Genomic DNA, 26,366 nt, shown 5'->3' on the forward strand with positions numbered 1-26,366 from the left:
GCGGATAAGATGTTCGGCCCGCAGCTCTAGGAGTCGTTCCGCGAGTTCAAGCGCGTCTCCGCCCCGCAGGGCATCATGACCCCCGCCAAGATCGTCGATTGCCCGCCACTGGCCGAGAACCTGCGGTTCAGCCCGTCGTGGAAGCCCATGCAGCTAGAGACTTACTTCGACTTCTCGCGCGACGGGGGCATCGCCGAGCACGCGGAGATGTGCAACGGGCAGGGCGCGTGCCGGCAGACCTTCGGCGGCCAGATGTGCCCGTCGTACATGGCTACGCGCGACGAGGAGCATTCGACGCGCGGGCGCGCCAACGCGCTGCGCACCGTCTTCTCCGGCCTGGTGCCGCACACCGAGTTCACGGGCACCCGCCTCCACGACGTCCTCAGCCTCTGCCTGGAGTGCAAGGGCTGCAAGTTCGAGTGCCCCTCCAGCGTCGACATGGCCAAGCTGAAGTACGAGTTCCTGGGCCACTACCACGCGGAGCACGGGTTCACGCTGCGGGAAAAGCTCTTCGGCAACGTGCACCGGCTCAACCCCATCGGAAATCGGCTGGCCCCGGTGCTGAACGTCGCGTCGCGGCTGCCCGGCGCGGGACTCGGACAGCGGCTGCTGGGCATCCACCCCAAGCGGCGGCTGCCGAAGTTCGCGGGCCAGACGTTCACGAGCTGGTTTCGGAAGCACAAGCGCGAGCAAGGGAAGTCCCGTTCATCCTTCGATTTCCCTCAGGACGAACGGGAAGCGCCGCGAGGGCGGGTGGTCATCTTCAACGACACCTATATGGAGGGCAACTACCCTGGCGTCGGCATCGCGACGACGAAGCTGCTGGAGCGGCTGGGGTACAGCGTCGAGACGGCGCCGCGCTGGTGCTGCGGCCGCGCGATGATGTCCAAGGGGATGCTCCCCACCGCCATCGAGCACGCGCGGCACAACATCGAGGTGCTCTTCCCCTACGCCGAGCAGGGCGTCCCCATCGTCGGCACGGAGCCGTCGTGCCTGCTGACCCTCCGCGACGAGTACCTCGACCTGCTGCCGGACGACCCGCGGGCAGCCGTGGTGGCGCGGGAGTCCGTGCTCATCGACGAGCTGCTGGCCAAGATTGCGGCGGCCGAGGGCGGGCTGCCGCTGGAGTTCAAGCCGCACGAGGGCACGGTGCTCTTCCACGGCCATTGCCACCAGCGGGCGCTCGCCGGCGTCGACGCGTCGCTGGCAGCGCTGCGGAGCGTGCCCGGCGCGACGGTCGAGGTGCCGGACGCGGGCTGCTGCGGCATGGCGGGCGCATTCGGCTACGAGAAGGAGCACTACGACGTGTCCATGACCATTGGCGAGCGGGCGCTCTTCCCTGCTGTGCGGAAAAACCCGGGCGCAACCGTCGTGACGACGGGCGTGTCCTGCCGTCAACAGGTCGAGCACGGCACGGGCGTCGCGCCGCTGCACCTGGCCGAGTTCCTCGCGCAGCAGCTGGCCGGGGAGTAGCCCAAACATGACCAACGGCCACGCGCACGACGACGACCACGCCCAGGCGGATGCCCAAGCCGCGGCTGTTGCCCGCCTGGAAGAGGCCATCTTCGACCTCACCCGCGCCATCGAGCGGGACCCGGACGACGCCAGCGCCTACTATCAGCGGGGCGTCGCGTACGGGCAGATGGCAGCGCCCCTCGAGGCGCTGCGCGACTTCAACAACGTCGTGCGGCTGCGGCCGGAGTCGGCGGAGGCCTACTACAACCGGGGCATGGCGCACACGTCGCTGCACCAGCCGCTGCAGGCCATCGACGACTACACCAGGGCCGTTGAGCTGGACCCCACCCTCCGGGACGCCTACAACAACCGGGCGGCGTCGTACATCGAATTGCGCCGCGCCGACGAGGCGCTGCCGGACCTCGCGAGGGCGATGGAGATCGACCCCGCGTCGGCGTCGGCCTACGCATTGCGGGCCATGGCCCACGCGCTGCTCGGCAACGACGCGCAATGCGAGGAGGACACGCACCGGGCGGTGTCGCTGGGCTTCGACGGCAACGCCCTCGAGTACCTGGTACTGCGGGCGCGGCAGCAGCGCGCCCCGGACCGCGGCGTCTAGGCGCCCTACCCAGAACACAGAGGAGGCACGTCATGGCAAAGAGTTCCAACCCCATCAGGTTTGGCATCAACCCCCGCAACATCCCTTACGAGCGCGTGGTGTCCGTGGCGCAGACCGCCGAGGCCGCCGGCTTCGACGTCATCTCCTTCAGCGACAGGCCGCCGGAGCCGAGCATGGAGGGCTGGACGCTGGCGACGGCCGTCGCCGTTCAGACGGAGCGCATCGCCGTCACCCACTCGACGCTGAATGTGCCCTTCCGCAACCCTGCGCTGCTGGCCAAGATGGCCTCGACGCTGGACGTGATGACTGGCGGCGGGCGGGTCATCCTGACGCTCGGCGCGGGCGGGCAGGAGACGCACTACGTGACCTACGGCATCCCCTTCGGCTCGCCCGGCGAGCGGGTCACGGACCTGGAGGACGCCATCGCCATCATGCGCGGGTTGTGGGCCAACGAGAGCTTCTCGTACGAGGGGCGGCAGTTCTCGGTCGAGGAGTGCTCGGCGCCGCCGGCCCCGCTGGGCGCCATCCCCATCATCATCGGCGCGGGCGGGCCGCGGATGCTCCGCTACACCGGCGCGCACGCGGAGGGCTGGATCAAGAACGGCGGCTGGCCGGAGAGCCACGAGCAGTACCTTGGCCTCCTTAACCCGGTGGAAGCCGCCGCCGAGGGCGCGGGCCGCGACCCGGGCACGATCTACCGCGTCCTGAACGGCACCGGCTACATCGGCGACGAGGACCCGGACTCGGTGATCCCGCAGACGTTTGGCCGTCGCGGGGGCCTCATGGGCAACGCCGACAAGGTCCTGTCCACCATTGACGAGTACGTGGAGCTTGGCGTGGACACCTTCCACCTGCAGTTCCCCAACGACATCCTGGAGGAGCAGCTCGCACAGTTCGGCGAGGAGGTTATCGCGAGGGTGCGCGGGTAGCCGCTCCGGTCCGTTCGTCCTGAGGGAAATTGAAGGATGAACGGGGCCTACCGCGGCGGCTGTTGGAACCGCCCCTGGTAGCCCTCGGTCACCGGCTGCGTCAGCCGGAAGAAGGCGACCTGCAGCAGCCGGGCATTGCGCGCCACGGTGAACCCGCCGGGGTGGTAGACCACCAGGAGCGCCTGATACACCCCGCGAAATCCCGCGTCGCCGATGCCGCCGTGGACCGCGACGCCGGAGCGCAGCAAGCTGGACCGCGTCTGGCCTATGGACATAACGTCGAGCGGGAGGCTCACGACCTCATTGAATGTGATGCGGTATGCGCCCTGATCCAGATGCACCATGCCGTCATCGCCGTAGGGGATGATCTCCACCTCCGCGAGCCGTCGCTGCGCGTTGGTCTCGCCGATGACGCCGGGCTCCGTGAACGCGGCGACCTCGGCCAGCGTCAGGTCGAAGCCGTTGGGCTGGAGTTGCGCTGCCAGGTCGGCGTACCCCTGCACCAGCGGCGGGTCCGCCCCCAGCAGCGCCACGATGGTGTCACGGTCGAGCCCATGGGCGATCATTGCCGCACTCCCCTGAGTCCGCCGCTATGCCGGGCGCACGATGACCAGGGCTCGTGCTTTGGCAGGCGGACAGTGGCTGCATTGGAGCATAGGCGGGCGGGCGGTTCAAGGCTGGAGAAGTTCACGTTCGCCCCAAAAACGAGGGGGCCGGGGCGGCGCCATTCCCCACCCCGGCCCGCGCATACAGTCTGCGGCTATTCCGGAGGGTGGTGCGCGTCCTCCAACGCCTGCATCATCAGAAGGGCCTCCAGCATCAACTGCTCGGAGCGCTGGAATGCGGCCTCAATGCGAGCGTGCCGGGGCGAACGGAATTCCGTCGAGAGCTCCCCGCGCCCCTGCTGGAATTGCAGGAAGTGCTGGTAGAACTGCTCCTTCATCGCGGCCCGCCGACTCGACCATTCGCCTCGTGGGGGCCGCAGACGCCGGGTTTCTCTTTCTGCCCAGTATGACCTGCCGCCAACGCTGAATTCACTCGCATCGCGGGTCACAACGTACTTCCTGCCCCCAATGCTGACTTCCCCGGACACAGAAGTATTTCGGGACAGGCTGTATTCCCTGCCTCCGGGTCCCACCACCCTGACCATACCGGTGTCGCTGAAGGCATAAGCGGGCAATTCACCGCCCATGAGTGAGACGCACTCGCTCATGTGCTCCTGCATTTTCCGGGTGACTTGGTCGACGGCAACAGGGTCGCTTCCCTGGGCCGCCAGCTTCGTCGCCTCAACGGCCCTGGCCTCCGCCAGCCTGGCATGCAGGTCGGCTTTGCCGCCGTGGGTGAAGACCACCAGCAGCAGGACGCGCTCATGGGTCTGCTTCACGGGGTAGAGCGTGTCGCCCGGGACGCTGTCCTGTGCAGCGGCGGTCGTCGTCCATCCGCCGAAAGCCAGTACGAGCGCGGCAACGGCGGCCAGCGCCCACGAGCGCCGCAGCAGTCGCCACGGGCCCCGGCGGCTCCTGCGGGCCTGCATTGCGGCCCACTCGTCGGTGATGCGTCCGAGGCCGGTCCGCCGCGCCTCCGGAGAGGGCGCCATCGTTTCTGCCGCGCCTTGGGTCTCCATGGCAAGGCGCAGCAGGGGGGCGAGTTCGTCGGATAGGGCCGGGTAGCGCTCCAAACACTCCTCAATGGTCATGCCCTGGGCCATCATATCGAGGGAGTCGTTGAGGGCGTCGTCAATGTGCATGCCGCTCGTGCTCACTTCGTCACCTCCGCGGAGGCCTGGGGGGCCAGGATGCGCCGGAGCGCTCCCAGGGCGGAGTGCTGCAGCGCCTTGATGGCGTTTTCCTTGCGGCCCATGACGCCGCCGGTCTCAGCCAGAGACAACCCGGCGATGAAGCGCAGCTCGATAACCTGCCGCTGGAGCTTGGTCACCTTCCCCAACGCTTTGCGCAGCGCATCCATGTCCAGCGACAGCAGCGCCTGCTCCTCGACGTTCTGGTCGCCCGCAACGCCCAGCGCCAGGTCGAGCGACGACGGCGGGCCGGAGGTGGCGGCGGATGCCGCCTTCGCGTGGCGCGCGCGGTCGATGATCAGGTTGTGGGCAATGCGGAAGAGCCAGGCGGCAAAGGGCGGCCCGGTGAACTTGAACCGGTGAAGCGAGTTCAGAGCCTTCAAGAAGACCTCTTGCGCAATGTCCTCCGCCTCCGCGCCCTGCCCGACTCTCGCAGCCGCGTAGCGGTACACCCTGAGGTAGTATTCCTCATAGACCTGGCCAAAGGCCGCCAGGTTGCCTTCCTGCGCTGCCCGGACCAGGGCTTCCGTGTCCTGCACATGGCCTCCGTGTCGACTCCTCAGGGTGCTCGACGACTCGCCGACCCTGTGCAAATTACTATAACGGCTGAGACCCGGGTTTGGTGAGCACCCAATTCGAGGAATCTTGAGGGAGGGCATGGTACCATGGTGGCCCAACAAGCAAGGAACGTTCGATGAGCATTCTGGAGCACGAGCAGTCGAAGACGTCCTCCATGCCCTACGCCCTTCGGCCCATGCTGCCGGAGGACACGCAGGCCGTCGCCGAGATCGAGCGGGAGGCCTTCCCGACAACGTGGCCGCCGACCCCCTTGCGGAAAGAGTTACATAACCGATTGGCCCGGTACCTCGTGTCCTACCGCCCGTCGGATGAAGTGGGCGCTGAGGCCGTCGCGCCACCGCAGGCCGCGCCGCCGCCGAGCTCGCTGTTGGCGCGGTTGCTGCAGGGGTTGTGGCCGCGGGCCGGACGGCAGCACATGGACGGCGACGGCGTCAGGCAAATCATTCCAGGCTACGTGGGCATGTGGTTCATGGCGGACGAGGCGCACATCACGGCCATCGCCGTCAGGGAACAGTACCGCGGCCGGGGCATCGGCGAGCTGCTGCTCATGGGGTGCGTGGAGCTGTCGATCCTGCGCCGCGCCAGGGAGGTCACCCTGGAGGTCCGCGTCACCAACGACCTGGCGCAGACGCTCTACAAGAAGTACGGCTTTGAGATTGTTGGCGCAAGAAAACGCTATTACACGGACAACAACGAAGATGCTTACATAATGACGACCGGTGCGATCCAGTCGGCGGAGTACCAGCGGGAGCTCTCGGCCAAGGTGGAGGAACACGCCCGCAGGTGGGGCGAATCGGAGCGCATGCTGACGTCATAGCCGCCATGTGGCGATTGTGACATTCATGGAAGCGCTTACAAGCCATTTGGTTGATTGTCACACCACGTTGAAATATCGTCACACCATGGCTTGGAGCCCCCGGCGGCTTCATTGGTGCGCAAGTGTTACCGTTTCCGCAATATCCGTAGGTGCGCTCTACTTGACAAATGGCCAAGTGTGCCCATAGACTCCTTCAATGTGTTACCGGTGAAGGCCGATGCGGTTTAATGTTGCACAAATGCTACAGGAGCCGATAGGCTCTACACGGTGGCACAGAGTCCAGGAGGCAAGAGCCTTCTGGGAAGGTCTGCAAGCACGGCATCTGGAGGGCTGGGTCAAGTTCACGCGGACCGACATGGGCATATGGGTGCTGGGACGTCTCACGGCAGAAGTTTCAGCCGAGTGCAGCCGGTGCCTCACCCATGTTGAAGAGCCCCTGGATACGGAGATAAGCGAGCAGTTTTACCCATCCGTGGATATTTTGAACGGAACAGCCATACCAGTTCCCTTGTTGGAAGATGGGGCGTTCCGGATAAACGCAACGAATGAACTAGACGTCAGAGAGGCGCTTCGGCAGAACCTCATAACCAGCTTGCCAATGAAGCCACTCTGCACACCCGAATGCGCGGGCATCTGCCCCGATTGTGGTGTAAATCGCAACGAGAGCAAATGTCACTGCGGGGAAGACGAGAGGGATCCCCGCTGGGCGCGATTAATCGAGTTGCTCCCCTCCACGGACACTGGAGTAGAGAGAGGGCAATAGTGGGCGCACAGCCTAAGAAACAGCTTTCAAAGTCCAAGCAACGGTCGAGAGCGTCACATTTCAAGGCCGCGACGCATGGGCTTTCGTATTGCTCTCACTGTCACAGCCCCAAACTGCCGCACCGCGTATGCCCGAGTTGCGGGTACTACCGTGACCGAGAGGTCATCTCCGTCTCCGGCCTTGAGCGTGGCTAGCCCCTTCCAAGATTGTCACATTTTGTCTCGGACGGAAGTAGGGCAACAGGCCGCATGGCTTTGTTGAGGGAAAGGAGACTCTAGATGAGTGACGTCTCAAACCCCAAAGTAGCCTATGTTTTCCCCGGCCAGGGGACGCAGCACGTCGGCATGGGCCAGGACCTCTATGAGCAGTCCCCCGTCGCACGAAAGCTGCTGGACGAAGTAGATGAAGCCCTGAATCGACCGCTTACGAAGTTGATGTTTGAGGGGCCCCAGGAGGAACTCAACCTCACCGTCAACGCCCAACCTGCCATCCTTGCCACCAGCCTCGCCTTTCTCAAGGCATCCCAGGAGATAGCAGGGCCGGAGCTCCTCCCCGTGCCTGATTTCACCGCCGGCCACAGCGTCGGCGAGTACTCCGCCCTTGCCGCTGCCAGCGTTCTTGCCATTCATGACGCCGTCCGTTTGGTGCAGGAGCGGGGCCGCCTGATGCATGAGACAGCCCAGAGGCAGCAGGGCGGCATGGCTGCCGTTCTGGGCTTGGACGAGTTGACGGTTGAGGAAATCTGCCGGGAGACCGGCGCGTACATCTCCAATATCAACGCTGCCGATCAGGTGGTCATTGCGGGCGAGAAGATAGCGTTGGCCCGGGCCATGGACCTCGCGAGCGTGCGGGGCGCCAAGCGTCTCATCAGCCTACAGGTCAGCGGCGCATTCCACACTGACCTCATGCGGCCGGCCGTCGCGGGCATGCGGCAAGCGGTAGGCGCGGCCGACTTCAACGACGCCAATGTCCCCATCATCGCCAATTGTGACGCCACACCCATCACCAGCCGGGAAGACATCAAGAACGAGTTGCTTGAGCAGTTGTGCGGTTGTGTGCAGTGGCGCCGGTCAGTGTCCTACCTCTGGAATGCCGGCGTTACCCAGTTCTATGAGATAGGCCCCGGCAAGGTGCTTTCCGGCCTCATCCGCCGCACTTGCCCGGACGCGCAGGTGACGGGCGTGAACGACGCCAAGAGCCTGCAGTCGCTTGTGGGGTAAATGGCGTGACGTCACTAACGGCGTACCAGACAATCGAGCTAGTGGACGGAGACGAGCCGGAAGACGAGGAGTGGAGTTGTTCCTCCCTCCCGCCGAGGCGTCGAGGCCGGGCCTTGGCCTTCCAGGCCCTCTTTGAACTGGACGCGACGCGCCACAACATGGAAGATGTACTGGAAGCGGTGTTGACCGACAGTGAGCTTGGGCCCTCCCGTGAGCAATTCACGCGCGGCCTTGTGGCCGGAGTGCAGGCGAACTGCAAGGACCTTGACGTGCACATCCAGCGTTTTGCGCCGGCGTGGCCCGTCGATCAGCTCTCGCTGGTTGACCGGTGCCTGCTCCGGCTGGCGGTCTATGAGTTGACGGTAGGGTGTGACACGTCTCCCAAGATTGTGATAAATGAAGCGGTGGAGCTTGCGAAGCTGTTTGGCGGTGAGAGCTCCCCGAGGTTTATCAATGGAGTGCTGGGTTCACTTCACGACTCGATTCAGAGTGAGCCCAAAGGTTAGATAACGAGGAGGAATGACCCATGGCGACCGTGGAAGAGCGCGTTAAGAGTCTGGTGGCTGACCGCTTGGGTGTGAGCGAGGACCAGGTGACCCCTGAGGCCTCCTTCACCGAGGACCTTAACGCCGACTCGTTGGACCTGGTTGAGCTCATCATGGCCTTTGAGGAAGAGTTCTCTGACGACGACAACGCGCTTGAGATCTCGGATGAGGATGCCGAGCAAATCCGCACCGTACAGAACGCCGTCGAATTCCTGAAGTCCAAGGGCGCCCAGGACTCGTAGGGCACCTGCACAAACGGCGCTACCAATATGCCAGGGCTTTTCGCATTGAGCGGGAAGCTCTGGCTTGTGTTTGTTCACCTCCAGGCTTCATTGTCCCCAATAGCTACAGCGTGGTATCATTGCCCGCGTTCCCGCGGCAGCGCCCGCAATCTCCACGAGGTCCATTCCCATTGAGCAGAGTTGAGGCAGCGCCTTGGGGGGCCTTTGACGTTGTCAAGGGGCTGGTCCTGGTCCTTGTCGGCGGCGCCGCGCTGGTGGGCATCGGGTTGTGGCTGAACTCCGTCGACGCCTTTGGGGAGCTCGCCACCGTCCTGTTGACGTCGGCGGCGCTGCAGGGGCTGATGCTGGCGGCCGCGCTGTGGTTCAGCATCAGTAAGTATGGGGCGACCTTCGAGGTTTTGGGCTTCTGCAAGTCGGAGGGCCTTGCCGGGTGGCTAGTCCCGTTCATCGGGTTGGTGGTCAGCCTTCTGCTGACGGCGGCGTATGTCCTGTTTGTCGAGTACATCGGTGTGGAGTCCCTGAAGCCGCCGGACCTGCCGGCTGCCGTCAGGGACGCCGAGGGCCTGGCGAGGGCTGCGGCGGCCTTCGTGATCATCGTTATCGGGCCCGTGGCGGAGGAAACCTTCTTCCGCGGTTTCGTCTTCCAGGGGATCCGAAGCCGGCTCGGCGTCATAGGCGCGGCGGTCCTGTCGTCGGCGCTCTTCGCGCTGGCCCACGGCGATGTTGGCCTGCTGGCGCCGGCCTTCATGTCGGGGCTGGTGCTCACATGGGTTTTCGTCAAGACGCGGTGCCTGGGCCCGGCGATCCTGGCGCACAGCCTGCAGAACTTCCTGGCCTTCATCGCGATCACGTAGGGGTGCACATGGGCTGGCAAGAGCTGGAAACAAGCCTGAAACGGCCGGGGGCGGACGCCCCAAAGCGCGTGGTGCCGTTCCTGACTATGGGCTTCCCGGACTTGGAAGCGACGATGTCCATTGTGCCCGCGCTCGAGCGGGCCGGGGCCGCGGCGCTCGAGCTCGGCGTGCCCTTCAGCGACCCGCTGGCCGAGGGCCCAACCATCCAGCGCTCCAGCGAGGGCGCGCTGGCGAATGGAGTCACCCTGTCGAGCTGCCTGGACGCCGCGGCCGCGCTGCGGGCAAAGGGCGTCCGCATGCCGATGGTGCTCATGGGCTACTACAACCCGTTCCTCGCCTACGGGCTTGAAGAGGTTGCCGCCGCCGCGGTGTCCGCGGGCGTCGACGGGTTCATCGTGCCGGACCTGCCGGTGGAGGAGCACCAGCCGTTCCTGGAGGCCTGCCTGCGCCATGGGCTGGGCCTTGTGCCGCTGCTGGCGCCCACCAGCACCGACGACCGCATCGGCGCGGCGTGCGCCACCGCCCACGGCTTCATCTACTGCGTCAGCCTGCTCGGCGTGACGGGCGCCCGCGACCAGCCGCTCCCGGAGGCCGAGTCGCTCATCAGCCGCGTCCGCAGCCGGACCGGCAAGCCCCTCGCCGTCGGCTTCGGCATCTCACGGAAGGCGCAAGTGGACGCGCTGCCGAATGACGTGGACGCCGTAGTCGTCGGCAGCGCGCTGGTCGACCTGATCGCCGGGACGGGGCCGGACGAGCGTGAGTCGAGGGTGCATGAGTTTGTGACGGGCTTGGGGGCCTCACCGAGGCAGCAGGGGGAGCAACGCTGATGGCCATGATGTGCAGGGGCTTCCGGGGCGCGACCACGGCGGCCGAAAACACCGAAGCGGCCATGGCGGAGGCCACGGAGGATCTGCTGCGTGCGATGGTGGAGGCAAACGGCCTGGAAGCGGAGTACATCGCCGCCGCATGGTTCACCACCACGCACGATCTGAACGCCATGTTTCCCGCGACGGTGGCCCGCCGTTCACTCGGCTGGACTGGTGTGGCCCTGATGAACGGCCACGAAATTGGTGTGCCCGGCGGCTTGTCCATGTGCATCCGCGTGATGCTGTTGGTCAACACGGAGAAGACCCAGGAAGAGATTCAGCACGTCTACCTTCGCGGCGCCGTCAACCTCCGGCAACGAGACGGCCGCAACTCCTAGACCACCCGCCCTCAAATGCCAAAGCCGACCAGCGGCGGGCGGCGCCTGCTCGACAGCCTTCCCCTGCCCCTACCAACTTGTCATCGTTGACAGTGACCCCCCGGTTGGGTATACTTCCGCTGTCTTTCACTTTCAGTGCGGTACCCGTGTGCTGTCTCCGTGGCTGGCGCCTACTTTCGGTGATGAGGGAGGGCTTGTTCATGGCAATGGAGAGTCGGGTGGACGTCTGTCCCCATCACTGGGTCATCGACACGCCGAACGGTCCAACCAGCACCGGCACCTGCAAGCTCTGCGGCGCCACACAGGACTTTGTAAACTCCCTGGGTTCCGTGGGGTGGGAGAAGGTCACCTCCTACGGCCGATCCCTCAACCACATGTCCACGCCCTCCGCGACCAAGTCCCTTCACGACGACTAGGCGGCCGCCGCACCCCATGACCCTCGATACCAAGTGCGGGGCCGTTTTTCTATGCTTCCCGTAGAGCGCCACATCCGGGACACGATTGAGGCTGAGGGGCCCATCACCTTCGAGCGATTCATGGAGCTTGCCCTCTACTCTCCCATTGGCGGCTACTACCGTTTCGCCAGCCCCATCGGCGCCGCCGGCGACTACTTCACGAGCCCCACGGCGCACCCGCTCTTCGGCACGCTGCTGGCCGCGCAGCTGTCCCAGATGTGGGACTCGATGGGGCGGCCCGGCCGCTTCACGGTGCTGGAGCCCGGCGCGGGCAGCGGCGTCATGGCCCGCGACATCGTCAAGGCCGCGTGGGCCGACTTCCCGGACTTTGCCCGGTCACTGCGGTACGTGGCGCTCGACTACGCCCCATCCCCCGGCAGTCCGCCGCCCGGTCTGCAGTGGGCCGTCTCCGACGGCCTGCCGGTGCGCGGCATAGTAGGGTGCATCATCGCCAACGAGCTCCTCGACGCGATGCCCGTCAACCGCTTCGTCGTGCGGGACGGCGTTGCGCGCGAGGTCTACGTGACCGTGGATGGGGAGGACTTCGTGGAGGCGCTCGGAGACCCCTCTCCGTCCGCCAAGATCGCACTCGACCATATTGGCTCACTCCTGCCGGAGGGGTATCGGGGCGAGGTGTGCACGAGGGCCCATGAATGGATGATGGAGGCCGTCCGAAGCCTGGAGCGGGGCTACGTCTTGGTGATCGACTACGGCGGCACGGCAAGGTCGCTGTATGCGCCGCGCCGCAACGGCGGCACGCTGCGATGCCACTACCGGCACACGGTCACCGGCAACCCATACGTGCGGGTGGGGCAGCAGGACATTACGGCGCACGTGGACTTCACCAACGTCAAGGAGTTCGGCGAGGGCGCCTACAACCTGCCGGTCGTCAGGACCCTTGGATACACCTCGCAGCGCCGGTTTCTCCGCAACCTGGGCGCCGACATCTACCTCGATGTCCTTGCGAGGCAGTCACGCCCGCAGCCGTCGTTCCGCTCCGGCGCGCTGCCCCGGCAGGAGTACCTGGCCAACCGCATGGCGACGCAGTCGCTCCTGCAGCCTGAGGGTCTCGGCGGCTTCCGCGTGCTCGTGCTGGGGAAGGGGGGCGTTGGCGGGGGACTGTGGGGGTTCTCGCGGGACAACGGCCGGCGCCGGGAGCTGCGACGCGGCATCAACTCACTGCGCGTACCGCTCCGCACCCCGTCGCACGTGCCGCTCATGGAGGGGAAGTACCCGCATCTCGCCGAGCCGCAGGGCTGGAATTGGACCGAAATGACTTAGGACTCTGGTAGAGTTGAACAGTGGCATAGGCTACTATGTGAGTCATGGGGCAGTTACAGTCAATGCCAGCAGTAAGTTTGGATCAGGCAAAGCTAGCCGCGTTCGGAAAGCAATGGGAGAAGAACGGGCAGAGACTTAGCCGATCTAAACCCTACTCAAGCATGGAGCTGGGTGAGTTGATCGACCAGGCCGTGGGAGAGAGCTTGGCCATCATGCTCAACACTAGTATTGTTAAGCCAACCGCTACGGCTCTTCTCCCCGCACAGTACGATGTGGTGGAAGTTGGCCCGCTTCGGGTGATTGGAGGAGTGAGGCCGCAGAACTTTGACGTAGGTTACCGCCCGGATGGGGTCAGAATTACTTTCGACTCGAAGACACTAAACGATGCGGACAGCGTACGTAAGAACTATCAGAACATGATAAATGACCTTGCTACAGAGGCTACGACAGTACATTCTCGTTTTCCCCATGCCATTGTTGGCTTTGTGGTCGCTATCCCTCAGCCTTGTTTGAAAGAACCCCAACAATCTGCCCTTGTTGGTACGCTGGAGAGGCTAGCGGGGCGAACTGGGCCGGAGGATGCAGACCATTTGGCTGAGGCAATGAGTCTGGTCATCTGGCACCCGGAAGACGGCTCTATTGCCAGCGATTTGCCCAACCTTGGGTCACTGCTCCGAATTGAGAACTTCTCGCAACAGGTAGAAAGGGCTTATTTGGCCCGATACAAGGGGCTTCCTCCGCACGCCGAGTAACTTACCGCCGTTCCATCCGCCGTGTGCTAAGCCGCACCCAAATTGCTTTCAGCATCTTAATTTCATTTGAGGACAGCCCAAACTCACGCAGCACAACATTGTCAACTACGTCCCTGGCTATTGCGCCTTCCCCGTTTCTCGCTGCTGCATCAAGTTCTTCCAAATCAAGGAATCGGCTTCCGGGCGTAAGGGGCAGCGGGAGGTCTTCCGCTTCACGTGGTTCGAGTTCCAAGACACCTCCCCCATAGCTCCTTCCTTTTATTTCTGAAAAGGCCCACGTCAAGCTGTTTATGGATACGGCTGCTAGCTGCCTCGGGTCCACTCCCGGACGTGTCCGCAGGCGATGGATAGTGTCAGTGCAGACTGCGGCCGTGTGGTTCACTACAATGCGAGGGCCATCGTATATCTGCCTTGTCATGAAGGCGTCAGGCGTCCAAACTGAGGGCACATTCCACCAATTCGGCGCCCTGACACGACACTTGTAGCCAGTGTGATACCCTGCGGCCTCACCCATTTGCACGTAGGCCAAGCCAGCGTCTGACAGTTCAGCACGGTCATCCGGGCCAAGCTGAACGAGCAGGCAAGGCGTCTCGGCCTGCATAAGCAATTTCCAGTCATCTTCCCGCAATAAAAGGCCCTTTACATGCGCTGACTTGCCAACAAGAGGGAGACATTGTTCTGTCAGGCCGAAATCGGCTGCAGTTCTTCTTGTCACCACGAAGAACTGGTTGCGGCCGGTTACAATGCCGACGTCTACCTCCGCATAGTCACCCAAGCGGTTAGGACTGGTTGCCTCAATTTCTTGAATGAGTGAGAATTCTTTAGGCGAGAGAAAGAATTGAGTCCATTTGTCCCTTGCGTGGACGATGTCTGCGTGGACACTGGAGGACTTACGGAGTACCTGATCCGTTAGAGCCCCACAGTCCTCGATCTCGGTAAACGATATTTCCGCTCCATCGGACGAGTCCCGCCTCTCCCCCAAAAGCAGCAGAGTCTCTTGTTCAACGCCTTCAAACAAGAGTTTGCGGAAGGTGATGATGTGCAACTGCTCGTACTTCTTGGCAAGGAACTCCCGTAGCTCTCTGGCATAGTTGACTTGGAGCAACTCAGCCGGGAGGACCATGGCAAAGCGACCGCCCTCCCGAAGCGCTTTGGTGGCGACTACTACGAAAGGGAGCCAGGCATTGGTTAGGCGGGTAGGATTGAGGCCTTCTTCACGCATCAGGGCAAAAGCCGGTTCACGGTGCTCTTCAAGGAAGTTCTGGTACCGGATGAATGGGGGGTTGCCTACGACGGCGTCAAAGGTGCCGTCGTAGTGGTTGCTGCGGTACCATGCAAAGAAATCCCCGGTATAGGTGATTGTTGAACCGTCTCCACGGGTGCGCGCAACCTCCGATGCAGATGGGTCCAACTCGATGGCATACAGTTCCCTTGCTTGGCCGGTGGCTGTCACGGCTTGGACAAATTGGCCGTCTCCCGCGCTGGGTTCGAGCACCCTTGCCTCAGGCCGAACCGCCCAGTTTGAGAGGAAGTACGCAAGCGCTGACGGGGTGTATACGGCTCCTGTGCGTTTTCCCATCGGCCCAATGCCGTTTTGAGGATTTACGCCAGTTTGCCGCAGATCTGAAAGTAAGTCTCGCATTGCCCTCTATCCTTTCAGTTGGCAATAGAATGATGCAAGAGGTCTTCTCGCAGTTTTCCATGGGTTCCGACATTGGGTGAGCGCGTGGGGATGTCCACTTTGAGATTAAATGTTCTTATATCATCCTGTGAAGTCCATGTCAACGGGTTTGTTCCAGAGCGGATCCCCACCATGCCGAATGTTGTCGTCATAGGCTGTCCTCCCCCGGCAGCGGCCCCGCTTCCTCCGGGTACCAGGGGCCTCCCTGGTCGTCTAGGCGGAGGAGCTTGCCGGGGGCGCACTTGCGGGCCGTCGTGAGGAAGGCCGTGTGGGCCACCATGCGGTGCACGGGCCGCACGCTGCGACGGGTCACGTGCCACGGACGGTGCAGCACCTCGAACGAGTCCACCAGGTCGAACTCCGGCTCGCGGTTCAGCGCGTCCGCCAGCCGGTGCACCTGCAGCACGGTCGGCAGGTAGGCGAGGAAGATGCCACCGGGGACCAGCGCCCGCGCCGCGTGCTCCACCGCCCGCCACGGCTCGGGCACGTCGAGCACCACACGGTCGAGCCCGCCGTCCGGGATGCCGGTGTAGAGGTCATGGCACCGGACGGTGTGGTTGGGCGTCTCGCCGAGGGCGGCGCGGATGTTCTCCTGCGCGCCGGGGATGGAGCCCTCGCGCACCTCGTAGGAGAAGAGCTCGCCCGTGGGGCCGACGGCGCGCAGGAGCGCCATGCTCAGCGAGCCGGAACCGAGGCCCGCCTCCAACACCCTCGCGCCGGGGAAGATGTCGGCTGAGACGAGGATGGCGCCGACGTCCTTGGGGTAGACGATCTGGGTGAGCCGCCGGGACTCCAGGGTGTACTCGGCCAGGGTGGGCCGCAGCACGAGGTAGCGGTGGCCGCCTACGAAGACGCGCGACCCGGCGGTCTGGCCAATGATGTCCGTGTGGGGCACGTAGCCTAGGTGCGTCTGGAACGAGCCCTTTTCCGTGAGCCGCTGCAGGTAGCGGCGGCGCTTGCGGTCGATGAGCAGCACGAGGTCACCCTCCTGGAAGAGGGGGCCAGTTGACGGCTGCGTGTCCGGCGTGTCCGCCACGTATGCTCCTTCAGGGTCTGCGTCCCGATAACCCAAAGCGAGGCCGCGCCTCCACGATAGCACATGGGGCGCGGCCCGCTGGTATCCGCGATTGCTGGGGCCTTGCTAGCTTAGCTTGGCCAGCTCCGCCAGCAGCTCCTCGTTCTCCGGCAGGGTGCCGGGCTCGTACTGCTTGGCGTACTGGACGACGCCGTCACGGTCGACGATGAAGATGCTGCGGGCATTGAGGCCTCGCTCGGCGTTGAACACGCCGTACGCTTCGCCCACGGCGCCGTGCGGCCAGAAGTCGGCGAGGAGGGGGAAGTCGGGGTCGTTCAGGCTCTCCGCGAACTTGCTGAGTGAAAACCGGCTGTTGCAGGAAATGGCGAGGATCTGCGCGTCCTGCTCGTCGTACTTCGCGCTCTCCAAACTGAGAGCGGTAAGCTCGTTGGTTCAGCCGCCGGTGAAGGCGGCGGGATAGAAGGCCAGCACCACCTTCTTGCCCTTGAGCCCGCTGAGCGTGACCGGGTCGCCCTTGGTGGAGTCCAGCGTGAAGTCCGGCGCTGGCTGTCCGACGTCGATTGCCATGAGTTCCTCCCGCAAATGTGATGGGCAGAGGGAATTCTAGCCGCTTGCCCCGCCCGTGTCCACTTCCAGCCCGGCGGCCAACCCCTCCAGCGAGAACTGCCCGGGCGAATCGCCGTTGGCGCCCTTCCACTGGGCGGTGCGCTCCAGCATCTCCTGCGCGTGGCGCCGGGCCGCGAGGCTGGCGCCGCCGAGCATGTGCGCCAGCTCCTCGACGACGGCCTGCTCCGCGAGCGCCTCGGCCGTCGTGACGGTGCGGCCCGCCGCGAGGCCCTTGGCGATGCGCACGTGCAGGTCGGCGAAGGCGGCGATCTGCGGCAGATGCGTGACGCAGAGCACCTGCCGGCCGGCCGAGAGCTGCCACGTCTTGACGCCCACCACCGCGCCAACGCGCCCGCCTATGCCCGCGTCGACCTCGTCGAAGATGAGGGTGGGCGGGCCCGCGTCCGCCGCCAGCACGCCCTTGATGGCCAGCATGAGCCGCGAGGTCTCACCGCCGGAGGCCGTCGCCGCCAGCGAGCGCAAGGGCTCACCGGGGCCGGGCGAGAGGAGAAACTCGACCCGGTCGATGCCGGTGGCGTCAAAGGCGTACGCGCCCTCGGAGCCGTCCGGCCACGACACCGGCGTCCCGTCGTCCGCGGGCTGCTGGGTGACGGCGACGTGGAAGGTCGTGGACTCCATCGCAAGGTCCGCGAGCTCGGCCTGCACCGCCGCGCTCAGGCGCTCCGACGCCTCCCGCCGGCGCAGCGAGAGATCGGCCGAGCGCGCGCCGATGTGTGCAAGCAGTTCGCGCTCCTCGGCCTCCAGCGCCTCGGCGCGCTCGCCGCTGTGGGCGATGCCCTCGAGATCCGCGGCGGTCTCCTCGCCGAAGCGGAGCACCTCGTCGACGGTTGCGCCGTACTTGTGCTTGAGCCGGCGGATGACCTCCAGCCGGTCCTCGATCTCCTGCAGGCGGGCGGGGTCCACCTCTACGCCGTCGCGGTACGACTGCAGGGAGTGGGCGAGCTCCTGCGCCTGGATGACGAGGGACTCTGCGTCGCCGCGCAGCGACTCGACCGACGGGTCCACGTTGGCGAGGCCCGCGACGGCCTGCGCCGCGGCGCTCAGGCTATCGACGGCGGCGGCGCGGTCGTCGCCCTCGTACAGGGCGTTGTAGGCCTCGGCCGCGAGGGCCTGCAGGCGTTCGGCGTTGGCGGCGACGGTGCGCTCGGCCTCGAGCCGATCATCTTCGCCCGGCTGGAGGCGTGCGGCCTCAATCTCTTCGGCCTGGAAACGGAGGAGGTCGGCGCGGCGGGCCAGCTCGCGCTCGTCGGTGCGCAGGGCGGCGAGCTCCTGCCGTGCGGCGCGCAGGCGGCCGACGGCGCCGGCGACCTCGGCGGCCTGCGTATCGAGCCCGGCAAAGCGGTCGAGGATGGCTAGCTGCGTACGGACGTTGAGGAGCGGGAGCTGCTGGCCCTGCCCGTGGATGTCGACCAACCGCTCGCCTAACGCGGTCAGGACGCGGAGGGGCACGATGGAGCCGTTGACGCGGCAGACGTTGCGCCCCTGGTGGTTGAGCTCCCGGACGACGACGATCTCGACGGCCTCGTCTGAGGGCAGGCCGGCCTCCTCTAGCAGGTCGCTTACCGCGTCTGCCTCGGACAGGGAGAGGGCGAAGAGGCCCTCGACGCGGGCCTGGCGGGCCTCGGCGCGGATGAGCCCCTCCTCGGCGCGCTTGCCGAGGAGGAGGCCGATGGCGTCGACGATGATGGACTTGCCCGCGCCCGTCTCGCCGGTCAGGACGTTGAGGCCGGGCGCAAAGGTAAGCTCCAGGCGGTCTATGAGCGCGTAATCCGTGATGGTCAGGACGTGCAGCATGTCCCCTTCAGTCGGGCGTGCCGATTGAGTCCAACATGGCGGGCAGGGGGGTTGGGTGTCAACCCCTTCAGTGGGGATGGCGGCGCCCGCCATTCGTTTGGATTTGTCCATGATTTTCCCGTAGCTGCGCCGGAGGTTGTTTGCCATTTGTTTCGTAGGGGAAGTGTCGCATTTCAGATTCAAGACAAATTTTTTGTGCGTTTTCCCCGCTGATTCCCCCTTCGCAACCCCAGACTCTGACGGGGACGAGGGCGACAAGGAGAACACTGGCGGCCTGACAGTCTGGACGTAGCGGACTATCCGGTTTGGACGAGCATTTGCGTCTTCCATGGGGAGACGGTAGCGGAGACGGCGTCGATGGGGCAATGGGGCCGTGTCAGGGTTGGCGTGGCGGGTGACGGCAGAGTTGAACGGGAAGCGTCGGGGTTCCTGCCTGCGCAGGAACGACGCTGGCGGGGTGGGGGAGGCGGTGAGGGGCGGGATGGGGTTAGGGGGGCACCCTGACACGAGGCCCTCGCGCGGAGGGGGTTGGGCGCGGTAGGGTTGTGGGATGAGTGATGCTGAGATGGGTGAACAGGGCAAGCGGACTCGTGGGGGGCAGCGGGGGAATCAGAACGCTCGGGTGCACGGGCGGTACTCTCGGCTGAGGCCGGCGGAGCGGCACGCGGAGCTTCGGCGGGTGCTGCTGTCGTACGGGCTGAAGCAGACGCCGGGAGACGCGCACGGGAAGCTGGGGCGGATCCTGGAGGACCCGAATACGCCGCCGGAGCTGGTGGCGGCGTTCCTCGAGCTGTACGCGCAATTCACCGCGGTCGTAGCGGCCCTGCAGGAATTGGGGAAGGCTGCAAGGCCCGAATCGCACTCGTAGCTGTGGTAGCATGGCCCTCGGCAGGTTGCATTGCCAATGTGGCACGCCACGAGTCGAATCGAATCAGACTGCAAGGAGCGCCGCTATGGACTGGAGTGACGTCAGGGCTCAATTTCCCGGGCTGGCCGACCGCACGTTTCTGGATGCGGCATGCGTGTCGCTGATCCCCTCGACGGCGGAGGAGGCGGTGCGGCGGTTCGCAGAGGAACTGGTGCGGCCGTCGCACCGGAACGCGTCGGAGCACCATTTGTGGATGGACGGGACGCGGGAGGAGGCGACGGGGCACGTCGCGGAGCTGCTGGGGGTGTCGTCACGGAACGTGGCGCTGGTGGAGAGTACGACACACGGGCTGAACATTGCGGCGCAGGCGATCCCGTGGCGCGAGGGCGACGAGGTGGTGATGTGCGACCTGGAGTTTTTACAGGTGGCCATCCCATTCGTGCAGCTTGCCAAGACGCATGGCGTGCGGCCGGTGTTCCTGGAGCACGAGGCGGGGGTTGTGCCGGCGTCTGCGTACGCGGGGGCGATCAACGAGCGGACGCGGGCGGTGGTGCTGAGCTCGACGCAGTGGTGCAACGGGTACCGGGTGGACCTGGAGGCCGTGGCGGAGGCGTGCCGAGCGCACGGGGTGTGGCTGGTGGTCGACGCGGTGCAGCAGGCGGGGGCGCTGCCGGTGTCGACGTCGGGCGTGGACTTCCTGCTGGCGGGCGGGCACAAGTGGCTGAACGCGCCGATGGGGACGGGGTTTGCGGCGCTGTCGGACCGGGTGCTGGAGGAGCTGCAGCCGGCGAGCTGGGGGTACCTGAACCTGAACGCGCCGGACGGCGGGTGGGTCAACTACTTCACGACGCCGACGATCACGCCGGACCGGGAGTACGCGTTCACGGACAGCGCCAAGCGGTTCGAGATTGGCGGGACGGCGAACTACCCGGGCGCGGTGTGCCTCTCGGAGGCGCTGCGGGTGACGAACGAGGTAGGCGTCGCGCAGTCGGCCGAGCGCATCTGGGCGCTGGGCGAGCGGCTGCAGGAGGGGCTACGGCGGCTGGACGTCCGGCTGGAGACGCCGTTCGAGCGGGAGAACCGGGCGGGGATCATCACGTTCCACACGGGGTCCCGGGAGCGGGACGCGGCGTGTTTGGAGCGGCTGCTGTCGGAGGGGATCAGCGTGTCGCAGCGGTACACGTCGGGCGTCGGGGGCGTGCGGGTGAGTTTGCATTATTACAACAACGAGGATGACGTGGATGGGTTGTTGGGGGTGGTGGGGGCGTGGTTGCGGGGGTAGGGGGGGCCCATCCTAACCTTCCCCCCTGAGGGGGGGAGGGATTGCCTGCATTTAAGGAGAGTCCGCGCGCAATTCTGCTAAGAGGCTCTCAAGCCTCGGCTCAAGGACTTCCTTGAACTTGGGGAGGAAGTTGAGCATCCACGCACTAGTCCCCGCTTGCCTCTCCGGCGGGTTGTCTATGGACGCTGATTTCCGTATACCGATGGTAGCAAACGAGAGACCCGCATGCGGTTCCCAGGCCCAATCTGCATCAGCGTCAATGCTCGACTCGATGAGCTGTGAATCTTCCGCCAACCTGTCAAACAACCTGTTGCTGAGGCCAGCGTCATCCCACGTCCTGATGTAGAGGTAGATCCATACGTATTCGCCTTCAAAAGAGACCACGCACCCCATGTCCTTGTGGAAGCTGGAGGGGAAAAAACGGTCCCGATAGTTGAACGCTTGGCGGGGCGTCTCAAAGCCGGAGTGCGTTTGCCGCAACCGGGCGGCGAGCGCATCGAAGAACTCCCTGTACCGCCGAATCTCAGGGTTCTCCGGCGGGGGCGTAGGCAGCGTGAGGGACTTGTCCCAGCCACCAGGGAAGACGACCCTTCGCAGCACTGCCTTCAGTAGGCCATCGGAAGTGCTCCTGATAACTTCCACCTTGACCCCGTAGAACGTGATGTTGGAGCCGGCCCATTGATTGAGCTTGTGCAGAGCCTTGGCATGCTCGTACTGGAAGTCTGACGCCACCCAAATCGCAATGCCGGCATTGCATCCTGCCGCGTAGGTGAGCAACTGGCCGAGGTGGCCGTGGTTGCTCCACTCCAGTTGGTTCTCGATGGCGACCGTCTTGCCTGTACTGGTCTCCCTGGCAAGGATGTCCAGTGAGAAGCTGCCTACCTGGTGCTCCTGTCCCTCCGGCTCCAAGCTCAGGCCGACGGCCTCGCCGAGTTGATCCAGATGCTCGGCTAGCCAGGGGGTGAAGTCGTAGGCCTCATTGGGCCACATTTCCCGAAGGGCGACTGACTCTCCATGTGATTCGGTCATTGCGGTTACACCTCTCGCGTTCCGGTGTCTCCTGGTTGGATGGTGAAGTCGCGGCGGTCTCTGTAGAGGAGGGCTCTGTTTAGGACGCTGTCGTAGGTTTGGGGGTCTATGTCTTCTACGGGGTCCATGATCCAGTATTTGTAGTTGCCGAGGAAGAGGTAGGGGCGGGTCTGGTGGAAGAATTGGCATTCTACGCCCTCGCCTTGGAGGATGCGGGTTTGGAAGGCGGCGAGGAGTTCTTGCTGGGCGTCTTTTTGGATGACGACGTACTCGTGGGGCCAGGATTCTCTGTAGGTTACGGCTTCTCGCCAGGGGGCTTTGGCGATCAGGTGCATGATGGTGTCTGTTGGTGGCATGGTGTGTCTCCTTTGTGGACATTGTCTCGCATGGGGGAAGGGGGGGCGGGGGGAAGGCGGCCGCTCTGCCCTGCACCTGTGGATTCCTGCCTGCGCAGGAATGACGCGAGATTTGTCGGAATGGCGACGGTGGTTGGTGGAGGGCGTGCCCCCCTGGACCCCGGCTTTCGCCGGGGTGGAGATTGCGGAGGGGGCTACGGAATGTCGGGGTTCCCGCTGACGCGGTAGCCCCGCTGGATGCGGGGTGGGCGGTTGGCGAATCGCCCCTACGACATCCCCGTGGCCCCGCCCCTCGCGGGGCAGGCTTCCCGGCCACGGGCAGCGATCGTTGGGCGCGGGATTCCTGGATACCGGCATCCGCCGGTATGAGGGGTTGGGTTACACCCCCAGCTGTTGGCGGACGGTTTGGGCTACTCGGGCGGCATCCGGGATGTAGGCTAGCTCCAGGTTGCGGGCGTAGGGGACGGGGGTGTGGGGGGCCTGGACCCGCATGATGGGGGCGTCGAGGTAGTCGAAGGCTTCTTCGCCTACGGTGGCGGCGATGTCGGCGGCTACGCTGCAGGTCGGGGTGTCCTCGTCGACCACCACCATGCGGTGGGTCTTTTGGACTGACTCGACGATGTGATCGTAGTCGATGGGGAAGACGCTGAGGAGGTCTACGACCTCGGCGTCGATGCCTTCCTCGGCGAGGGTTTCGGCGGCTTCGAGGCAGACCTGGGTCATGCGGGAGATGCCTACGAGGGTGACGTCGGCGCCCTCGCGGACGGTGCGGGCTTTGCCGATCTCGAGCTCGTAGGGGGCCTCGGGGACTTCGCCCTCGAGGTGGTAGAGGAGCTTGTGCTCGAAGACGATGATGGGGTCGTTGGAGCGCATGGCGGCGGTGAGGAGGCCCTTGGCGGTGTAGGCGTCTGACGGGACGACGCCCTTGAGGCCGGGGATGTGGGCCATGAGGGAGTAGAGGGACTCCGAGTGCTGGGCGGCCGAGCCGACACCCGCGCCGATGCGGGTGAGCATGGTGAAGGGGAGCTGGACGTTGCCGCCGTACATGTAGCGCATCTTGGCGGCGTTGTTGAGGAGCTGGTCAAAGCAGACGCCGATGAAGTCCATGTACATGAGCTCAGCGACGGTCCGCATGCCTGCGGCGGCCGCGCCGATGGCGGCGCCGATGAAGGCGGCCTCTGAGATGGGGGTGTCGCGGACGCGGTCCTCACCGAAGACCTGGACGAGGCCCTGGGTGGGGCGGAAGGGGCCGCCCCAGGCGTCGACGAAGCCCTGCTCGCGGCGGCCGGCGGCGCCGGCGATGTCCTCGCCGAGGAGGACGATGTCGGGGTTGCGCTCCATCTCCTGTCGGAGGGCCTCGTTGATGGCGTCTCGGTAGGAGAGGGTTCTGGGTGTTGTTTGGGTCATGGTTGCCTCCCGGGTTGTGTTTTGGTTTGCGGGCGGTGGGGGACGGCCCCGCGGCCCCTGCCCCTCTGGATTCCTGCCCCCGTATCGGGGTACGGGGCATGCTTCGCAGGAATGACGAGTGGGAGGAGGGCGAGGTTCCTCCGTTCTCGGTTGTGGGCATTCCCCGCCCCTGGATCCCGGCTTTCGCCGGGATGGAGGAGAGGGGGGCGAGGGAGTGTTGGTTTGTTAAGGGAGCATCAGGTGGGCGCCTCTTTGGAGGGAGTTTGGGGGGGCGTCCAGGTAGACGTCTGTCAGGAGTTCGTTGAGGTCTGGGTGAGGGGACTCGTCGGCGAATTTTACGGCGTCGTCTACCAGTTGGGCGGCTTCGGCTTCGAGCTCGTCGAGGTCTGCGGCGGGGAGGAGGTTTTCGGCGGCGGCGCGGTTTCGGAAGCCGGCTATGGCGTCGCGGGCCTTCCAGGCGTCCTCCTCCTCGGCGGTGCGGTAGTTCTTGGGGTTGTCGAAGGCGGCGTGGCCGTAGTAGCGGTAGGTCTTGCACTCGAGCAGCGTGGGGCCGAGGCCGGCGCGGGCTCGGCCGATGGCCGTGCCTGCGGCGTCGTAGACCGCGAAGACGTCCATGCCGTCGACTACGACGCCGGGGATGTTGTAGCCGCGAGCGCGCTCGGCGATGTCGGCGATGGGGGTGGCGTACTCGACGGGGGTCGACTCGGCGTACTGGTTGTTCTCGCAGACGAAGATGACGGGGAGGTTCCAGATGGCGGCGAGGTTCATGCTCTCGTGAACGATGCCCTGGTTGGCGCCGCCGTCACCGAAGAAGGCGACGGCGACCTGGTCGGAGCCACGCTGCTTGGCGGCCATGGCGGCGCCGACGGCGAGGGGGACGCTGGAGCCGACGACGCCGTTGGCGCCGAGCATGCCCTTCGACATGTCCGCGATGTGCATGGAGCCGCCCTTGCCCTTGTTGGTGCCGGTGGCGCGCTGGAGTATCTCTGCCATCATGCCACGGACGTCGACGCCCTTGGCGATGCAGTGGCCGTGGCCGCGGTGGGTTGAGGCGAGGTAGTCATCGTCGGTGAGGTGGGCGCAGATGCCGGTGGGGACGGCCTCCTGGCCGACGGAGAGGTGGAGGGCGCCCCTGAGGGAGCGCTGGCCGACCTCTGTGAAGGCGCGGAGCTCGAAGTTGCGGATGGTCACCATGGTGGCGAACATCTTGCGGAGGGCTTCCTGGGTGATTTCCATGGTGGGCTCCTGTGTTTGTTCTTTGCGACGGGGGCGGCCCCGCGTCCCCGCCCCTCTGGATTCCTGCCTTCGCAGGAATGACGAGTGGGAGGATGGTCCCGTTCCCCGGCCGTCACGTTGGCGGGGTTCCCCGCCCCCCGCGGCGCTGTCGCGCCCCGTTCCCCCTTCGATTTCCCTCAGGGCGAACGGCCCCTCTTCCCCTCCCCACTGGATTCTTGCCTTCGCAGGAATGATAAGTGTGGGGTTGGCCTTCCCCGGTCTTCGGGGTGGTCGGCCCCGCCCTGCCCATGGATCCCGGCCCCGTATCGCGGTACGGGGCATGCTTTCGCCGGGATGGAGGCGGGGACGGGCGTTAGGTTTGGGCTTGCTGTTGTTGTTCGCGGAGGCGGACGGCTTCCCGGTTGGTGGAGTTTTCTCCCATGTAGATGCCTCGTTCCCACTCCCGCTTGAGGGGGTCCGAGACGTGGATGGTCATGGCGCCGATGTTCTGGATCTCGATGACGCCGGTCTCGCCGTCCTGGAGGGGGCCGAGGCCCTCGTGGTTGGTGCCGCAGCTGAGGACGTCGCCGCTGTTCATGGTCATGATGTTGGTGGCGAACTCGACGAGCTCGGGGACGCGGTGCTCCATGTCGTCGGTAACGTAGTCGTGGCGGAGGTCTCCGTTGTTCCAGAACTTGACCCAGAGGTTGTTGGGCTCGGTGATTTCGTCGGCGGTGGTGATGCAGGGGCCGAGGGGGCCGAAGGTGTCGAAGGACTTGCCCATCCAGCTTCCGGAGCGCCAGGTGCTGCGGCCCTGGGCGCGGGCGGAGACGTCGATCATGCAGGTGTAGCCGAAGACGACGCTGCGCCAGTCATCCTGGGAGACGTCCTTGGCCGGGCCCTTGAAGACGATGCCAAGCTCCGCCTCATGCTGGAACATGTAGGGGCTTGTGTTGTTGGGGAGGACGACGGTGTCGCCGTCGCCGATGACGCAGTCGGGGGACTTGAGGAACATGTTGAGCGGCCTGGGCTCCCGCTCCGCGTGCTCCCAGTAGTTGCCGATGCAGTTGAGCAGCTTGCTGGGGCGGGGGAGGGGCGGGCGGAGGCGGACGGCGTCGAGGGCGATGGCGGGGCCGCCGGCGAGGGCCTGCTCTAGCTGCGGGCGGAGGGAGTCGTAGGCGTCGATGAAGGACTCCATCTGCTGCTGGGGGGTGTTGGCGGGGAGGTCGGCGACGAGGGCCGAGACGTCGACGACGCCGTCGTCTCGGAGGAGGCCGACGCTCGGGGTGGCGTTGGCGTCAGATGCGGGTACGAAGCGGACGATTCTCATGGTGCGACTCTCCTTGGGATGAATCGGGGGCATGGTAGCCGGGGGATGGGGGTGGGGGCAAGGGGGGGGGGGGGGCGGGGGGAGGGTGGGCGCGGCGATGAGGCTGGGAGCGTTGGGGGTCGAAGCGGGCTGCGCGAAGGCTTCGACGGAGTTGCACGCCGCGATCCTCGAACGCATCGGGGTGAGCCGGGTGGTGCAGCCCGAGCAGGAGGGTGGCGAGCGCTTCGCCCA

The 26,366-nt window shown here is 65.3% G+C and carries 28 protein-coding genes; 16 read left to right on the forward strand and 12 right to left on the reverse strand.

All coding sequences use genetic code 11. From position 1 onward, the window contains the following. Positions 1 to 75: 75 nt before the first annotated feature. Genes OXC99_11105 through OXC99_11115 form a run of 3 tightly spaced genes read left to right on the forward strand, consistent with a single transcriptional unit; the run spans position 76 to position 3,003 of the window. Positions 76 to 1,473, forward strand: a complete 1,398-nt coding sequence (locus tag OXC99_11105) for a heterodisulfide reductase-related iron-sulfur binding cluster (GenBank protein ID MCY4625531.1) — start codon at positions 76 to 78, stop codon at positions 1,471 to 1,473. Between the two features lie 7 nt (positions 1,474 to 1,480). Next, positions 1,481 to 2,074, forward strand: a complete 594-nt coding sequence (locus OXC99_11110) for a tetratricopeptide repeat protein (GenBank protein MCY4625532.1) — start codon at positions 1,481 to 1,483, stop codon at positions 2,072 to 2,074. Positions 2,075 to 2,106: 32 nt separating this feature from the next. After that, positions 2,107 to 3,003 (forward strand): LLM class flavin-dependent oxidoreductase, encoded by an 897-nt coding sequence (locus OXC99_11115; GenBank protein ID MCY4625533.1) that lies wholly within the window; start codon positions 2,107 to 2,109, stop codon positions 3,001 to 3,003. 47 nt (positions 3,004 to 3,050) lie between these two features. Here the strand turns inward: OXC99_11115 and OXC99_11120 are convergent, their stop codons facing one another. The 3 genes from OXC99_11120 to OXC99_11130 form a co-directional block, all read right to left on the reverse strand. Continuing rightward, positions 3,051 to 3,569, reverse strand: a complete 519-nt coding sequence (locus tag OXC99_11120) for a deoxyuridine 5'-triphosphate nucleotidohydrolase (protein MCY4625534.1) — start codon at positions 3,567 to 3,569, stop codon at positions 3,051 to 3,053. A 194-nt stretch (positions 3,570 to 3,763) separates the two neighbouring features. After that, positions 3,764 to 4,765, reverse strand: coding sequence for a DUF5667 domain-containing protein (locus OXC99_11125; protein ID MCY4625535.1), 1,002 nt, complete (start codon positions 4,763 to 4,765; stop codon positions 3,764 to 3,766). After that, on the reverse strand, positions 4,762 to 5,337 hold the full coding sequence (locus OXC99_11130; GenBank protein MCY4625536.1) for a sigma-70 family RNA polymerase sigma factor: 576 nt from the start codon (positions 5,335 to 5,337) through the stop codon (positions 4,762 to 4,764). Before OXC99_11130 ends, OXC99_11125 begins: the two co-directional genes overlap by 4 nt. A gap of 155 nt (positions 5,338 to 5,492) precedes the next feature. Here OXC99_11130 and rimI point away from each other — a divergent pair, with 155 nt between their 5' ends. The 11 genes from rimI to OXC99_11185 all read left to right on the forward strand — a co-directional run bounded on the left by rimI (position 5,493) and on the right by OXC99_11185 (position 13,510). Next, entirely contained in the window at positions 5,493 to 6,194 is a 702-nt protein-coding gene (rimI, locus tag OXC99_11135) for a ribosomal protein S18-alanine N-acetyltransferase (GenBank protein MCY4625537.1), read from the forward strand. Between the two features lie 762 nt (positions 6,195 to 6,956). Continuing rightward, positions 6,957 to 7,151 carry a 50S ribosomal protein L32 gene (gene rpmF, locus OXC99_11140; GenBank protein ID MCY4625538.1) on the forward strand — a complete coding sequence of 65 codons (195 nt, stop codon included), beginning with the start codon at positions 6,957 to 6,959 and terminating at the stop codon, positions 7,149 to 7,151. Positions 7,152 to 7,235: 84 nt separating this feature from the next. Beyond that, positions 7,236 to 8,177 (forward strand): ACP S-malonyltransferase, encoded by a 942-nt coding sequence (gene fabD / locus OXC99_11145; protein ID MCY4625539.1) that lies wholly within the window; start codon positions 7,236 to 7,238, stop codon positions 8,175 to 8,177. Positions 8,178 to 8,182: 5 nt separating this feature from the next. Then, on the forward strand, positions 8,183 to 8,683 hold the full coding sequence (gene nusB / locus OXC99_11150) for a transcription antitermination factor NusB (GenBank protein ID MCY4625540.1): 501 nt from the start codon (positions 8,183 to 8,185) through the stop codon (positions 8,681 to 8,683). A 20-nt stretch (positions 8,684 to 8,703) separates the two neighbouring features. Next, positions 8,704 to 8,964: an acyl carrier protein gene (locus tag OXC99_11155; GenBank protein ID MCY4625541.1), complete on the forward strand. Its 261-nt coding sequence runs from the start codon at positions 8,704 to 8,706 to the stop codon at positions 8,962 to 8,964. 170 nt (positions 8,965 to 9,134) lie between these two features. Next, positions 9,135 to 9,818, forward strand: coding sequence for a type II CAAX endopeptidase family protein (locus OXC99_11160; GenBank protein ID MCY4625542.1), 684 nt, complete (start codon positions 9,135 to 9,137; stop codon positions 9,816 to 9,818). Positions 9,819 to 9,826: 8 nt separating this feature from the next. Then, positions 9,827 to 10,645: a tryptophan synthase subunit alpha gene (gene trpA / locus OXC99_11165; protein MCY4625543.1), complete on the forward strand. Its 819-nt coding sequence runs from the start codon at positions 9,827 to 9,829 to the stop codon at positions 10,643 to 10,645. After that, positions 10,645 to 11,022, forward strand: a complete 378-nt coding sequence (aroH, locus tag OXC99_11170; protein ID MCY4625544.1) for a chorismate mutase — start codon at positions 10,645 to 10,647, stop codon at positions 11,020 to 11,022. Before trpA ends, aroH begins: the two co-directional genes overlap by 1 nt. A 200-nt stretch (positions 11,023 to 11,222) precedes the next feature. Beyond that, positions 11,223 to 11,438, forward strand: coding sequence for a hypothetical protein (locus tag OXC99_11175; GenBank protein MCY4625545.1), 216 nt, complete (start codon positions 11,223 to 11,225; stop codon positions 11,436 to 11,438). A 51-nt stretch (positions 11,439 to 11,489) separates the two neighbouring features. Further along, a complete protein-coding gene (locus OXC99_11180) occupies positions 11,490 to 12,758 on the forward strand; it encodes an SAM-dependent methyltransferase (protein ID MCY4625546.1) in 1,269 nt (422 codons plus the stop codon). Positions 12,759 to 12,919: 161 nt separating this feature from the next. Continuing rightward, positions 12,920 to 13,510, forward strand: a complete 591-nt coding sequence (locus OXC99_11185) for a hypothetical protein (protein ID MCY4625547.1) — start codon at positions 12,920 to 12,922, stop codon at positions 13,508 to 13,510. Position 13,511: 1 nt separating this feature from the next. On the opposite strand, the gene OXC99_11190 is transcribed toward OXC99_11185, so the two are convergent. The 4 genes from OXC99_11190 to recN all read right to left on the reverse strand — a co-directional run bounded on the left by OXC99_11190 (position 13,512) and on the right by recN (position 18,648). Beyond that, positions 13,512 to 15,152 (reverse strand): class I SAM-dependent methyltransferase, encoded by a 1,641-nt coding sequence (locus tag OXC99_11190; GenBank protein MCY4625548.1) that lies wholly within the window; start codon positions 15,150 to 15,152, stop codon positions 13,512 to 13,514. Positions 15,153 to 15,339: 187 nt separating this feature from the next. Next, complete coding sequence (locus tag OXC99_11195; protein MCY4625549.1) at positions 15,340 to 16,227, reverse strand: tRNA (adenine-N1)-methyltransferase; 888 nt, start codon at positions 16,225 to 16,227, stop codon at positions 15,340 to 15,342. 105 nt (positions 16,228 to 16,332) lie between these two features. Continuing rightward, positions 16,333 to 16,794 carry a redoxin domain-containing protein gene (locus OXC99_11200; protein MCY4625550.1) on the reverse strand — a complete coding sequence of 154 codons (462 nt, stop codon included), beginning with the start codon at positions 16,792 to 16,794 and terminating at the stop codon, positions 16,333 to 16,335. A gap of 36 nt (positions 16,795 to 16,830) precedes the next feature. Beyond that, positions 16,831 to 18,648: a DNA repair protein RecN gene (recN, locus tag OXC99_11205; GenBank protein ID MCY4625551.1), complete on the reverse strand. Its 1,818-nt coding sequence runs from the start codon at positions 18,646 to 18,648 to the stop codon at positions 16,831 to 16,833. 550 nt (positions 18,649 to 19,198) lie between these two features. Between recN and OXC99_11210 the strand changes: the two genes are divergently transcribed. Beyond that, complete coding sequence (locus OXC99_11210; protein MCY4625552.1) at positions 19,199 to 19,516, forward strand: hypothetical protein; 318 nt, start codon at positions 19,199 to 19,201, stop codon at positions 19,514 to 19,516. 85 nt (positions 19,517 to 19,601) lie between these two features. Then, on the forward strand, positions 19,602 to 20,798 hold the full coding sequence (locus OXC99_11215) for an aminotransferase class V-fold PLP-dependent enzyme (GenBank protein MCY4625553.1): 1,197 nt from the start codon (positions 19,602 to 19,604) through the stop codon (positions 20,796 to 20,798). Between the two features lie 51 nt (positions 20,799 to 20,849). Here the strand turns inward: OXC99_11215 and OXC99_11220 are convergent, their stop codons facing one another. The 5 genes from OXC99_11220 to OXC99_11240 form a co-directional block, all read right to left on the reverse strand. Continuing rightward, positions 20,850 to 21,827, reverse strand: a complete 978-nt coding sequence (locus tag OXC99_11220) for a hypothetical protein (protein MCY4625554.1) — start codon at positions 21,825 to 21,827, stop codon at positions 20,850 to 20,852. Positions 21,828 to 21,832: 5 nt separating this feature from the next. Continuing rightward, positions 21,833 to 22,183: a hypothetical protein gene (locus OXC99_11225; GenBank protein ID MCY4625555.1), complete on the reverse strand. Its 351-nt coding sequence runs from the start codon at positions 22,181 to 22,183 to the stop codon at positions 21,833 to 21,835. A gap of 378 nt (positions 22,184 to 22,561) precedes the next feature. Then, positions 22,562 to 23,590 carry an alpha-ketoacid dehydrogenase subunit beta gene (locus OXC99_11230; protein ID MCY4625556.1) on the reverse strand — a complete coding sequence of 343 codons (1,029 nt, stop codon included), beginning with the start codon at positions 23,588 to 23,590 and terminating at the stop codon, positions 22,562 to 22,564. A 225-nt stretch (positions 23,591 to 23,815) separates the two neighbouring features. Then, positions 23,816 to 24,826 carry a thiamine pyrophosphate-dependent dehydrogenase E1 component subunit alpha gene (locus tag OXC99_11235; GenBank protein MCY4625557.1) on the reverse strand — a complete coding sequence of 337 codons (1,011 nt, stop codon included), beginning with the start codon at positions 24,824 to 24,826 and terminating at the stop codon, positions 23,816 to 23,818. Positions 24,827 to 25,178: 352 nt separating this feature from the next. After that, positions 25,179 to 26,135, reverse strand: coding sequence for a fumarylacetoacetate hydrolase family protein (locus OXC99_11240; GenBank protein ID MCY4625558.1), 957 nt, complete (start codon positions 26,133 to 26,135; stop codon positions 25,179 to 25,181). Between the last annotated feature and the right edge of the window lie 231 nt (positions 26,136 to 26,366).

Source organism: Chloroflexota bacterium, from assembly GCA_026713825.1.
GTDB lineage: Bacteria > Chloroflexota > Dehalococcoidia > Lucifugimonadales > UBA1127 > UBA1127.